Source organism: Gordonia liuliyuniae (genome assembly GCF_021739025.1).
GTDB lineage: Bacteria > Actinomycetota > Actinomycetes > Mycobacteriales > Mycobacteriaceae > Gordonia > Gordonia liuliyuniae.
In genome coordinates, this window is the sequence record NZ_JAKKOT010000005.1 from 285698 (window position 1) to 298210 (window position 12513).

Here is a 12513-nt window from a genome sequence, read left to right on the forward strand (position 1 = left end):
ACCGGGTTCGAACATAATGAGTCATTTGAACGACCGAACGGATCGAATCCTCACCCTCACGGCCGGAAGTCGGCGGGGATCCCGGCGAGGAAGTCGCGGGTGATGCCGACGGCTGCGTCGGAGCCGCCGCCGAGGACGATCAGCGTCGCGAACGCGATGTCGCCGCGGTACCCGGCGAACCACGCGTGTGATCCGCCTGCCACTTCGGCCTCACCGGTCTTGCCGAACACCTCGCCTTGTCCCGCGATCGCCGATGCCGTGCCGTCGGTGACCACCGCCCGCATCATCGGCCGCAGCCGGGCGTATACGTCGCTGTCCAGCGTGACCTTCGGGCCGTCGACCGTCGTCTCGCGACCGTTGATCAACGTCGGCACCGGCAGTGTGCCGGTGGCCGCGGTCGCGGCGACCAGGGCCATGCCGAGCGGGCTGGCGAGCACCTTGCCCTGCCCGAAACCGTCTTCGCTGCGCTGCACGAGCTCCGGCTCGATCGGCACCGACCCGGACGCCGACTCGATGCCCGCGATGTCGTAGTCGGCTCCGAGCCCCATCGCGGCCGCGGCGTGCGCGAGATCGGACGGCCCCATCCGCGACGCGAGCTGGGCGAAGGTCGTGTTGCACGACGCCGCGAACGCCTGCCGCAACGTCACCTGGCCGAGGGCGAAACCGTCGTAGTTGGGGATCGTGCGGTCGCCGATCGTGGTCTCGCCCGGGCACGCCACCATTGCGTCCGGCGCCGACAGCTCGGCATTCATCGCCGCCGCCGACGTCACCATCTTGAACGTCGAACCCGGCGGATACTGTCCCGCGGTGGCCGGCAGCCCGATCCGATCGGCATCGCCGTTCTGCGCGATCGCGAGGATCTTCCCGGTGGACGCTTGGATCGCGACGGTCATCGCCTGACGTCCCTGCACCGAATTGACCGCACGCTGCGCTGCGTCCTGCACGGACCGCGACAGCGACAACGACACCGCGGGCGCCGGGACGCTCTGCTCGTGGTGCACGACATCGGCGACGACACCGTTCGGATTCACCACAGCCACCTGCCATCCGGGCTTTCCGACGACATCGCCACCCACCGCGTTCGCGACACGCGTGAGGACCGCGGACGCGAAGTTCCGATCACGTGGCTGCAGCACCGACCGTTCGCTCAGCACGATCCCCGGAAGGTCGAGTTCCGGGCGGAGCCGCTCAACGTCGCCCGCGGGCAGCACCCCGACGGGCAGCGGGTCGTCCGACGCCGTCGCCTGCTCGGCGATCCGCTGAACGGACAGTCCGGGAACGAGCGGCCCCATCACCTGGACCAGCCGGGTGGCCGAACCGATGACGTCTCCACCGTCGACCGCAGCGTGACCGTCGAACGACACCGACGTGACGGTACCGTTGACCATCACCTCGGACCCGTCGGACTCGTTGACGGCCGCGCGCGGCGGGCTCAGGTCACCGAGGACCAGTCGTTGGTCGGCACCGAGATGCGGGTGGACGGCGGTCGACGACCACCGGACCGTCCATCCGGTGTCGCTGCGACCCAGCGGCAGCGTGGCGTCGTACTCCCAGGTCCGTCCGCCCGGCAGCGTCCACGCGTAGGTGACATCGACGTCGGCGACGTCCTGGTCGAGGCGGACACGGCCGGTCCGTGCCGACAACGATTCGGCTGCCAGCCCGTCCCAGGCTGCGGCCAACACAGAGCGGGCCCGGTCGGGCATCGTGGTCTGCGCCGCCGCGCCGTCGACGTCGTGGTCGGCGAAGGCTCCGACGAACGCGTCGGCCGCCGATCGCGGCCCGTCGTCGTCGGATGTGCACGCCGCAGCGGTCACCACGAGAACAAGGGCGCACAAGACCGCGAGGGACCGTCGGAGAATCATCGTGGATGAGACTATCGGGTCAGTCGACGAGAACCGTGGCGAACGTCCCGACCTGCGTGAAACCGACCGTGCGATAGACGGCTCGAGCAGCGGAGTTGAAGTTGTTGACGTACAAGCTGGCTGTCCGTCCCTGGCGGGCTATCGCCGACGCGACGGCCGCCGTCCCTGACGCACCGAGCCCTCGGCCGCGTGCCGCGGGATCGACCCACACACCCTGGATCTGTCCGACGCGGCGCGACATGGAGCCGATCTCCGCTTTGAAGACCACCCGGCCGTCCTCGAACCGGGCGAACACGCGCCGCGCCGCGATCAACGCCGCCAGACGCCGACGGTACGACTGGCCGCCGTCGCCCGCACACGGGTCGACACCCACTTCGCCGCGGAACATCTCGACGGCTGCGGGAAAGTAGATGTCCAGGTCGCTCTCCCGCACGAGTCGGACATGCGGGTCCGGCTCGATCGACGGCGCTCCCTGCAGGGCGAGCAACGGCTGCTCGGATCGGACTTCACGCGGGCTCCCCCACTCGGGTTCCACCCGGCTCCACAACCCGAGAGCGAGTTCCGTGTCGCCGACCAGCGACGTACACATGCGCGGCGCCGCCAACACACGGTCGGCGAAGTAGTCGAGGTCGTTGGCGTCGCCGGCGAGCGGCATCAGGTTCGCGCCGGAGAAGCACAACGACTCCTCGGGGACCGACGCACTCCACATCTCACCGCCGAGCAGGCGGGGCGCCATGCCATACGCTTCGACGCGCGCGGCCACCATGCACGCCGCGACCGGATTCGCTTCCAGGGCATGCATCACCGCTTGCGCGTCTCGCGCCCCGAGCGGGCGACCGCCGAGCAGACGAAGCACCTCGCACCTCCGATGGTCAGGTCGGTGACATCAACTCACGGACACGGTGGGTGTCCCGCTACCAGTCTCCTCTGACTCCTCGGCGATACGCAGCGCTTCGGCGATCAGCGTCTCGACGATCTGGGCCTCGGGGACGGTCTTGACGACCTCGCCCTTGATGAAGATCTGGCCCTTGCCGTTGCCCGACGCGACACCGAGGTCGGCTTCACGAGCTTCGCCCGGCCCGTTGACCACGCATCCCATGACGGCCACACGCAGCGGGACCTCCATGCCTTCAAGTCCGGCACTGACCTCGTTGGCGAGCTTGTAGACGTCCACCTGCGCGCGCCCGCACGACGGGCATGAGACGATCTCCAGTTTGCGGGGACGCAGGTTGAGCGACTGCAGGATCGCGTCGCCGACCTTGATCTCCTCGGCAGGCGGCGCCGACAGCGAGACGCGGATGGTGTCGCCGATCCCCTCGGACAGCAGCGCGCCGAACGCGACAGCCGACTTGACGGTGCCTTGGAATGCCGGCCCCGCCTCGGTGACGCCGAGATGCAGCGGATAATCGCTCTGCGCGGCAAGCTGCCGGTACGCCTCGACCATGATCACCGGGTCGTTGTGCTTCACCGAGATCTTGATGTCGCCGAATCCGTGCTCCTCGAACAGCCCGGCCTCCCAGAGCGCGGATTCGACGAGCGCTTCGGGGGTGGCCTTCCCGTACTTCTTGAGCAGGCGCGGATCGAGCGAGCCTGCGTTGACGCCGATCCTGATCGGGATGCCCGCATCGCCCGCGGCCTTCGCGACCTCTTTGACGCGCCCGTCGAACTCCTTGATGTTGCCGGGGTTGACGCGGACCGCGGCGCAGCCCGCGTCGATCGCGGCGAAGATGTACTTCGGCTGGAAGTGGATGTCGGCGATCACCGGGATCTTCGACTTTTTGGCGATCGTCGCGAGGGCGTCCGCGTCTTCCTGGCGCGGGCACGCGACGCGGACGATGTCACAGCCCGAAGCGGTCAACTCCGCGATCTGCTGCAGCGTCGCGTTCACGTCGTGCGTCTTGGTGGTGCACATCGACTGCACCGAGATCGGGTGGTCACTGCCGACTCCGACGGATCCGACCTGGATCTGACGGGTCTTCCGGCGCGCCGCGAGCACGGGTGGCGGCCCTGCCGGCATCCCGAGGCCTACGGCCAGCGGTCCGGACGATTCGGTCATCGACATCACTCCTATAGTCATTGGCCAGACTACCGGTCAGAAGATGCGGATCGGGTTGATGATGTCGGCCGTCACGGTCAACACCATGAACACTCCCATCACCGCGACGACCGCATAGGTCAACGGCAGCAGTTTGTAGTAGTCGACGGGCGCGCCGTCGGGTCTGCCGAACAGCCGGCGGACCAGGTTCCTGAACTTCTCGTAGATCGCGATGATCATGTGACCGCCGTCGAGCGGCAGCAGCGGCACGAGATTGAATGCCCCGAGGAAGAAGTTGATGCTCAGCAGCAACCCCAGGAACATGTCCCAGTAGCCGCGGTCGACCGCTTCACCGCCGAGCCTCGACGCGCCGACCACGCTGACCGGGGTGTCGTCGCCGCGCTCCCCACCGGTCACCGCCGTCCACAGGTCGTCGATCTTCGACGGCAACGAGATGAGCGCCCGGTAGGTCTGCTCGAAGATGTCGCCGGTGAACGAGACGGCGCCGCCCCACACCGATCCCCAGTCGTAGTGCTGCACGAGGACGCGGTCGAGACTCACTCCGATCGCGGGCACGGTCACCGGGACGAGCGTCCCGTCGTCCTTCTCCGCCATCCGCTGCACTTGCTTGACCGGGATCGTGAGGTCCATCGTGTGACCGTCCCGGTCGATGGTGAGCGTCGCGGCCGACTTCGAGTCCCGCACCTTATCGACCAGGTCGGACGAACTTGACACCCCCGATCCGTTCACGGCGAGGATCTGATCGCCGACGCGGAGTCCGGCGTCCGCGGCCGGAGCCGGGCCGGTGCACGGATCAGGATTGCCCTTCGCATCGGTGGTCGGCGACACACACGAGATCTGCGTCGCGTGCACCGGCTGGTCGCCGAGGATCGGCAGACCCCACCCGAGAGCGAGGACGACGATCAAGATGAAGCCGAGGATGAAGTTCTGTACCGGTCCGGCGATCATGACGACGAGCCGCTTCCACGTCTTCTGCTCGTACATCGCCCGGCCGCGTTCGGTGACCGACAGCTCGTCGTGAGGCGTCATGCCCGCGATGTCGCAGAATCCGCCCAGCGGGATCGCTTTGAACCCGTACTCGGTCTCGCCGATGCGCGCGGACCACAGGGTCGGGCCGAAACCGACGAAGAAGCGCCGAACCTTCATTCCGGTGGCCTTCGCCGCCAGATGGTGCCCGAGCTCGTGCCAGGCGATCGAGATCAGCAGGGCTGCTGCGAACAGCACGATGCCCAGGACGTAACTCAACTGCCGACTCCGCTCACATCACTTCGAGGCGGCAGCGACCAGGGCTGCTGCGCGTTCACGCGCCCACCGGTCTGCTGCCAGAACCTCGTCCAGCGTACCCGGCTCGCCCGACCACTGATCGGCGGCGGCGAGCACGTCGGCGATCGTCCCGACGATCGCCGGGAACGAGAGCGCGCCCGCGAAGAATCCTTCGGCGGCGACCTCGTTGGCGGCGTTGAACACTGCGGTGAGGCTGCCGCCGATCCTTCCGGCTTCCCGCACGAGCGCGATCGCGGGGAAGACGTCATCGTTCACCGGCTCGAACGTCCATGTCGCGGACTGGGTCCAGTCGCATGCCGCCGACGACCCGGGAACGCGGTCGGGCCAACCGAGCGCGAGCGCGATCGGAAGCTTCATGCTGGGCGGGGACGCTTTCGCGATGGTCGCGCCGTCGACGAACGTCACCATCGAGTGGACGATCGACTGGGGGTGCACGGTCACGTCGATCCGGTCGTAGGGCACGTCGAACAGCAGATGTGCTTCGACGACCTCGAGTGCCTTGTTGACCAATGTCGCCGAGTTGAGGGTGATCATCGGCCCCATCGACCAGGTCGGATGCTTTCCGGCCTGTTCGGGCGTCACGTCGCGGACCTGCTCGGCAGTCCAGCCGCGGAACGGCCCGCCGGACGCGGTGAGCACGAGCCGATCGACCTCGTCGGCGGTTCCGCCGCGCAGGCACTGAGCGATGGCCGAGTGCTCGGAGTCGACGGGCACGATCTGTCCGGGGGCCGCCGCGTCGAGGACGAGGGACCCGCCCGCGACGAGGGACTCCTTGTTGGCCAGGGCGAGCCGGGCACCGGACCGCAGCGCCGCGAGACTCGGGCCCAGGCCGATCGCGCCGACCACGCCGTTCAGCACGACGTCGGCCTCCACCGACTCGACCAGCCGGACCATCGCTCCATCACCCGCCAGCACACCACCACCGGACGAGCCGCCACCACCGGCCGACACACCGCCGATGCGGTCGGACAACGCCGCTGCCGCGTCGTCGTCGGCCACCGCCACCTGCGAGGGCGCGAGACCCGTCGCGGCCACCTGCTGCTGCAGCAGATCCAGGTTGCCGCCGCCCGCACCGAGACCGACCGCCTCGAACCGGTCGGGGTGCTCGGCGATCACCTCGAGCGCTTGGGTGCCGATGGATCCCGTCGAACCGAGAATCAATACGCGTGTCCTCACGAGAGCCATTGTGGCGCACTCGCGCCACGGTCCACCACGTGCACGCGGACGCAGGGCGTCAGGCTATGCTGTAGCCCGAACTACTACCGGCTGTCATAAGGAGTGGACGTGGCGAGCACTGAGGTCGAACAGATCGATACCGGCTGGGTCCGCGAACCCGCAGACGCGCCGTCGGCCCGCTTCGGCTGGAGCGGCACCGCGCCCCGTACCTACGCGATCGCCGCGTTCGTCTCGGGCCTGATCTGCCTGGCCATGCTGGTCGGCAACCACGTCGGACACGTCGAGGACATCTACCTCATCGTGTTCGCCGTCGGCCTGATCGGCTTCGCAGGCTACAAGATGATCCCCCGCAAGGGCGCGTGGCGACGCTAGCGACACACTCAGCAAGGCTTCACGCGAGTAGGGCCGGTCACCACAGGTGACCGGCCCTACTCGTGCGATGGATCGGCGCTACCGTGGATCGGCGCTAACGTTCTTCGGCGGCCAGCTGTCCGCACGCCGCGGCGATCTCCTGCCCGCGAGTGTCGCGGACCGTGCACGAGATCCCCTGCTCACGAACTCGCCGCACGAACTCGGCTTCGACGGGTTTCGGACTGGCATCCCACTCCGAACCCGGCGTCGGATTGAGCGGGATGACGTTGACGTGCGCGAGTCCGCCGAGCTTGTGGCGCAGCTTCTCGCCGAGCAGATCGGCTCGCCACGGCTGGTCGTTGACGTCGCGGATCAGCGCGTATTCGATCGACACCCGTCGGCCCGTCTGGTCGGCGTAGTAGCGGGCGGCGTCGAGTACCTCGGACACCGACCATCGGTTGTTCACCGGTACGAGGGTGTCCCGCAGTTCGTCGTCGGGCGTGTGCAGGGAGACGGCGAGCGTCACCGCGAGGCCCTCGTCGGCGAGACGGCGGATCGCCGGGGCCAGACCGACGGTCGACACGGTGACGTGCCGCGCCGAGATGCCGAATCCGTCCGGGGCGGGCGCGGTGATCTTGCGGACGGCGTCGACGACTCGTTTGTAGTTCGCGAGCGGCTCGCCCATCCCCATGAACACGACGTTCGACAGTCTGCTCGGCTCGCCCATGTCGCCGTCGCGCACGGCGCGTGACGCCGCGCGTACCTGGTCGACGATCTCGGCGGTCGACAGATTCCGGTCGAGCCCGCCCTGCCCGGTCGCGCAGAACGGGCAGGCCATGCCGCAGCCCGCCTGCGACGAGATGCACAGGGTGTTTCGATCGGTGTATCGCATGAGGACCGACTCGAGGAGCGTTCCGTCGTGCAGACGCCACAGGGTCTTGCGGGTGGACCCGTCGTCGACGGCCTCGTGCCGCACCGGCGTCATCAGCGTCGGGAACAGCGCCTCACCGACCTCGTCGCGCCGACCTGCGGGCAGGTCGGTCATCTCGGCGACGTCGCCGGTCAACCGGCCGTAATACTGTTTGGCCAACTGGTTGGCGCGGAACTTCGGGAGTCCGAGGTCGGCGACCGCCTTGATCCGCCCGGCCTCGTCGAGATCGGCGAAATGCGTGGGTGGACGACCGCGTTTAGGCGCGTCGAAGACCAGTGGCAGAGACGTCATGCGTCCATTCTCTCACGGCCGACACCTCACAGAAGAACGGTGAGCACCGCCCAGGTGACCAGCGCTGACGGAAGCAGCGAGTCCAGCCGGTCCATGATTCCGCCGTGGCCGGGCAGCAACGAGCCCATGTCCTTGATCCCGAGGTCGCGTTTGAACTGCGACTCGACGAGGTCACCGGTGGTCGCGACGATCACCATGAGCGGACCGAGTGCCATCCCGACCCACCAATCGGTGTCGAGGAGGAACAGCGAGCACAGCACGGCGCCGACGGTGCCGACGACGAACGATCCGGCGAAACCCTCCCACGACTTCTTCGGGCTGATCGCCGGAGCCATCGGGTGCTTGCCGAACAGGACGCCCGCCGCGTAACCGCCCACATCGGAACAGACCACGACGATCACGAGCGTCAACACCCGGTAGCGCCCCTCGCTCTGCGCCACCATCTCGGCGCCGAACGTCGCGAGCATCGGCAACCACGCCAGCACCAGGATCGACATCGAGACGTCCCGAACGTAGTCCTGCGGAGCGTTCGCGAGGCCCTGCGCGAACAGCTTCCACACCATCAGCACCAGGACGGTGGCGGCGAACGCCACGAACGACGCTTCGATCCCCCATGGCCACGAGACCCAGATGGTGGCCTGCCCACCCACGAGGAGCGGCCAGACCGGCACCCCGAAGCCGCCGGCGTGGAGCCGCTTGCAGACCTCCCACGTCGCGATGCCCAAGGCGACCGAGACGATGCCGTACCAGGCCATCGGCACCAGCGTCAGGACCGCGATGAGCAAGGCGCCCAGGCCGACGCCGACCCCGATGGCAGCGGGGAGGTTACGTCCGGCCTTGGACGTCGACGGGGTCGTCATACCTCGAGAAGCTCGACTTCCTTGTTCTTCACCAGCTCGTCGACGACATCGGTGTACGAGTGGGTGGTCTTGTCGAGTTCCTTCTCGGCGCGCGACACCTCGTCTTCGCCTGCTTCGCCGTCCTTCTGGATGCGCTTGAGCTCGTCGGCCGCCTTGCGTCGCACGCTGCGGATCGAGACCTTCGCGTCCTCGCCTTTGCCGCGCGCCTGCTTCACGAGGTCCTTACGACGCTCCTCGGTGAGCTGTGGGATCGCGACCCGGATGACGTTGCCGTCGTTGGTCGGATTGACCCCGAGGTCGGAGTTGCGGATCGCGGTCTCGATGTCACGCATCGTCGACGGCTCGTACGGCTTGATGACGACCAGTCGGGGTTCCGGCGTGTTGATGCCCGCGACCTGGGTGATCGGCGTCATCGACCCGTAGTAGTCGATGACGATCCGGTTGAACATCGCCGGGTTGGCGCGGCCGGTGCGGATGGAGGCCATGTCGTCGCGTGCGACGTTGACGGCCTTCTCCATCTTCTCCTCGGCGTCGAGCAGAGCTTCGTCGATCATGTCGATGTCCTTATCTTGTTAAGAAGCGTTTCTAGTCGGCCGATTCGGTGCTGACCAGGGTCCCGATCGACTCGCCCGCGACCGCACGTGCGATATTGCCTCGTTCGAGCAGGTTGAACACGAGAATCGGCATGTTGTTGTCCATGCAGAGACTGAACGCCGTCGCATCGGCCACCTTCAACTCCTTCTCGATCACCTCGCGGTGAGTGATCGAACGGAAGAGTTCGGCGTCCGGGTTGGTGCGCGGGTCGTCGGAGTAGACGCCGTCGACGCCCTTCGCCATCAGGACGGCCTCGGCCTTGATCTCCAGTGCGCGTTGAGCGGCTGTCGTGTCGGTGGAGAAGTACGGCATCCCCATGCCCGCACCGAAGATCACCACGCGACCCTTCTCCAAGTGACGCACCGCCCGCAACGGCAGATACGGCTCGGCCACCTGCCCCATCGTGATGGCCGTCTGAACACGTGTGGTGACCCCGCGCTTCTCCAAAAAGTCTTGCAGCGCAAGACAGTTCATGACCGTGCCAAGCATGCCCATGTAGTCCGAGCGGGCACGGTCGAGTCCACGCTGCTGCAGTTCGGCCCCGCGGAAGAAGTTGCCGCCGCCGATCACGATGCCGACCTGGACGCCCGAGTTGACGACCTCGACGATCTGGTCGGCGACCGCACCGACCACGTCGGGGTCCAGGCCCACCTCGCCGCCGCCGAACATCTCCCCTCCGAGCTTGAGCATGACTCGCCGGTAACCACCGTTCCGCTGACCGGCCGGAGACTGAGCAGTCATCGATCCTCTTCCACCTCGACATCGTCGCCTCGGCAGCAGTCGACGCCCCGAGACAGATCTCATTCATCTTAGAAGAACGGTCTCCGCAGACGCCGACTGGATGCTGAACGCGTGTCAGAACCGGCGACGCCACCAGACGCCGCATCGTGGAACGACTGGCCGCGGGACCCGGCACGGTCTCGATCCTGGCCGAGCCTGGCGCCACGAGGGGCCGCCGCCGCGCATGCGAACGACGAAAAGGTCCGGCACCCGTCGTGGGCACCGGACCTTTCGTTCGACTCTGGTGAGTCGGCGGCTCGATCAGGCCTGGCCGACCTCGAAGCGCGAGAACGCGACGACGGCGGCGCCCGCCTCGTCGAGGATCGCCTTCACGGTCTTCTTCGAGTCGGTGACCGACGGCTGGTCCACGAGGACGACGTCCTTGTAGAAGCCGTTGACGCGACCTTCGACGATCTTCGGCAGAGCCTGCTCCGGCTTGCCTTCAGCCTTCGCGGTCTCTTCGGCGATACGACGCTCGTTCTCGACGACGTCCGCGGGGACCTCGTCACGGCTCGCGTACTTGGCCTTGAGCGCTGCGACCTGCATCGCGGTGCCGCGAGCGGCCTCCGCAGCGGCGTCGCCTTCGCCCGTGTACGAGACCAGGACGCCGACGGCGGGCGGCAGGTCCGACGCACGCTTGTGCAGGTAGACGGCGACGGGGCCGTCGTACGCTGCGACGCGCTGCAGAACCAGCTTCTCGCCGATCTTGGCCGAGAGCGCCTCGACGGCCTCGGCGACGGTACCGTCGCCGAGCTTGGCAGCCGACAGTTCGGCGACATCATTGGTGCGCAGCTCGACGGCTGCGGTCAGGATGTCATCGGCGAGCTTCTGGAACTCGTCGTTCTTGGCGACGAAGTCGGTCTCGCTGTTCAGCTCGACCATGACGCCGTCACGAGCGGCGACGAGACCCTCGGCCGTGGAGCGCTCCGCACGCTTGCCCACGTCCTTGGCGCCCTTGATGCGCAGCTCTTCGACGGCCTTGTCGAAGTCACCGTCGTTGTTGGCCAGCGCGTTCTTGCAGTCGAGCATGCCCGAACCGGTCATTTCGCGCAGACGCTTCACGTCCGCTGCGGTGTAGTTCGCCATGTGAGGCGATCCTCCTTCTTAGGATTCTTCGGTGTGACGAGTCGTCCGGTGTCGCAGAGATCTATTCTGCGGCCGGAGTGGCCGGAGCCTCAGCCGGAGCTTCGGTCGCCGGAGGCTCGGTCGCGACAGCCTCAGCCGCTGCAGCCTCGGTCGGCGCGGACGCCTCGGTGAGCAGTTCCTGCTCCCACTCGGCGAGCGGTTCTGCAGCCGCTTCCGGCTTCGCATCGCTCGAACCCTGGCCGGCGCGCGCCTGAACGCCCTCGGCGACGGCCGAAGCGATCACGCGGGTCAGCAGCGCTGCGCTGCGGATCGCGTCGTCGTTGGCCGGGATCGGGTAGTCGACGACGTCGGGGTCACAGTTGGTGTCCAGGATCGCGATGACCGGGATGTTCAGCTTGCGGGCCTCACCGACGGCGATGTGCTCTTTGTTGGTGTCGACGACCCACACGGCCGAGGGCACCTTGGCCATGTCGCGGATACCACCGAGGGTGCGGACGAGCTTGTTCTTCTCACGCGTGAGCATGAGGATTTCCTTCTTGGTGCGACCCTCGAAGCCACCGGTCTGCTCCATGGCCTCGAGCTCCTTCATACGCTGAAGGCGCTTGTGCACGGTCTGGAAGTTGGTGAGCATGCCACCGAGCCAACGCTGGTTGACGTACGGCATGCCGACGCGGGTCGCCTCTGCGGCGATCGACTCCTGCGCCTGCTTCTTGGTGCCGACGAACAGGATCGTGCCACCGTGGGCGACGGTCTGCTTGACGAACTCGTAGGCGCGATCGATGTACGACAGCGTCTGCTGCAAGTCGATGATGTAGATGCCGTTGCGGTCAGTGAAGATGAAACGCTTCATCTTCGGGTTCCAACGACGGGTCTGGTGACCGAAGTGCGCGCCGCTGTCCAGCAGCTGCTTCATGGTTACGACAGCCATGATTGTCCTCTCTAGCAGTTCGACGTCCTCCCCCAGGCCGGGGTCGGACCCTAGCGCCCGCAATCGCCTGCACTCCAACCGATTCCGCGGTTCGAGACTGCGCAGGACGACCGGTGGACCGTCGACTTTCGGTGACGGCCCGCGCGGACGCGCGAAGTCACCCGAGACATACCCGGGTGCGTCGGAAAGACTACTCCGATACGGCACGACCAGCAAAATCACGCCGATCGACACCCAGCGATCGTGTTCGATGATCGTGCCCTGCGGCGCGTCGCGGAACCGCCGATGGAGCCGATGCGTCTGACCTTGTATGA

12 protein-coding genes are annotated in these 12513 nt (G+C 67.2%); 1 reads left to right on the top strand and 11 read right to left on the bottom strand.

Annotation, left to right across the window (positions count from 1 at the left end; translation table 11 throughout):
* Nucleotides 1–56 precede the first annotated feature (56 nt).
* From L5G28_RS12165 to dxr, 5 genes are read right to left on the bottom strand one after another with little or no spacing between them, the layout of a single operon-like run.
* Nucleotides 57–1862: a penicillin-binding transpeptidase domain-containing protein gene (locus tag L5G28_RS12165; protein ID WP_237001768.1), complete on the bottom strand. Its 1806-nt coding sequence runs from the start codon at nucleotides 1860–1862 to the stop codon at nucleotides 57–59.
* Nucleotides 1863–1881: 19 nt separating this feature from the next.
* Nucleotides 1882–2718 carry a GNAT family N-acetyltransferase gene (locus L5G28_RS12170; RefSeq protein ID WP_237001769.1) on the bottom strand — a complete coding sequence of 279 codons (837 nt, stop codon included), beginning with the start codon at nucleotides 2716–2718 and terminating at the stop codon, nucleotides 1882–1884.
* Nucleotides 2719–2748: 30 nt separating this feature from the next.
* Complete coding sequence (gene ispG, locus L5G28_RS12175) at nucleotides 2749–3918, bottom strand: flavodoxin-dependent (E)-4-hydroxy-3-methylbut-2-enyl-diphosphate synthase (RefSeq protein WP_236997437.1); 1170 nt, start codon at nucleotides 3916–3918, stop codon at nucleotides 2749–2751.
* Nucleotides 3919–3954: 36 nt separating this feature from the next.
* The gene (locus L5G28_RS12180) at nucleotides 3955–5163 is read right to left on the bottom strand and encodes a M50 family metallopeptidase (protein ID WP_237001770.1); all 1209 of its coding nucleotides are present in this window, start codon (nucleotides 5161–5163) and stop codon (nucleotides 3955–3957) included.
* Nucleotides 5164–5181: 18 nt separating this feature from the next.
* On the bottom strand, nucleotides 5182–6387 hold the full coding sequence (gene dxr / locus L5G28_RS12185; protein WP_236997439.1) for a 1-deoxy-D-xylulose-5-phosphate reductoisomerase: 1206 nt from the start codon (nucleotides 6385–6387) through the stop codon (nucleotides 5182–5184).
* A 99-nt stretch (nucleotides 6388–6486) separates the two neighbouring features.
* Between dxr and L5G28_RS12190 the strand changes: the two genes are divergently transcribed.
* Nucleotides 6487–6750 carry a DUF2631 domain-containing protein gene (locus L5G28_RS12190; RefSeq protein ID WP_236997440.1) on the top strand — a complete coding sequence of 88 codons (264 nt, stop codon included), beginning with the start codon at nucleotides 6487–6489 and terminating at the stop codon, nucleotides 6748–6750.
* Nucleotides 6751–6844: 94 nt separating this feature from the next.
* On the opposite strand, the gene rlmN is transcribed toward L5G28_RS12190, so the two are convergent.
* The 6 genes from rlmN to rpsB all read right to left on the bottom strand — a co-directional run bounded on the left by rlmN (nucleotide 6845) and on the right by rpsB (nucleotide 12199).
* Entirely contained in the window at nucleotides 6845–7951 is a 1107-nt protein-coding gene (rlmN, locus tag L5G28_RS12195; protein ID WP_237001771.1) for a dual-specificity RNA methyltransferase RlmN, read from the bottom strand.
* Between the two features lie 26 nt (nucleotides 7952–7977).
* Complete coding sequence (locus L5G28_RS12200; RefSeq protein ID WP_237001772.1) at nucleotides 7978–8811, bottom strand: phosphatidate cytidylyltransferase; 834 nt, start codon at nucleotides 8809–8811, stop codon at nucleotides 7978–7980.
* The gene (gene frr, locus L5G28_RS12205; RefSeq protein WP_237001773.1) at nucleotides 8808–9365 is read right to left on the bottom strand and encodes a ribosome recycling factor; all 558 of its coding nucleotides are present in this window, start codon (nucleotides 9363–9365) and stop codon (nucleotides 8808–8810) included. Before frr ends, L5G28_RS12200 begins: the two co-directional genes overlap by 4 nt.
* Nucleotides 9366–9396: 31 nt before the next feature.
* Nucleotides 9397–10146: a UMP kinase gene (pyrH, locus tag L5G28_RS12210; protein WP_237001774.1), complete on the bottom strand. Its 750-nt coding sequence runs from the start codon at nucleotides 10144–10146 to the stop codon at nucleotides 9397–9399.
* A 300-nt stretch (nucleotides 10147–10446) separates the two neighbouring features.
* Nucleotides 10447–11271: a translation elongation factor Ts gene (gene tsf, locus L5G28_RS12215; RefSeq protein WP_237001775.1), complete on the bottom strand. Its 825-nt coding sequence runs from the start codon at nucleotides 11269–11271 to the stop codon at nucleotides 10447–10449.
* A 61-nt stretch (nucleotides 11272–11332) separates the two neighbouring features.
* Nucleotides 11333–12199, bottom strand: a complete 867-nt coding sequence (gene rpsB, locus L5G28_RS12220) for a 30S ribosomal protein S2 (protein WP_237001776.1) — start codon at nucleotides 12197–12199, stop codon at nucleotides 11333–11335.
* Between the last annotated feature and the right edge of the window lie 314 nt (nucleotides 12200–12513).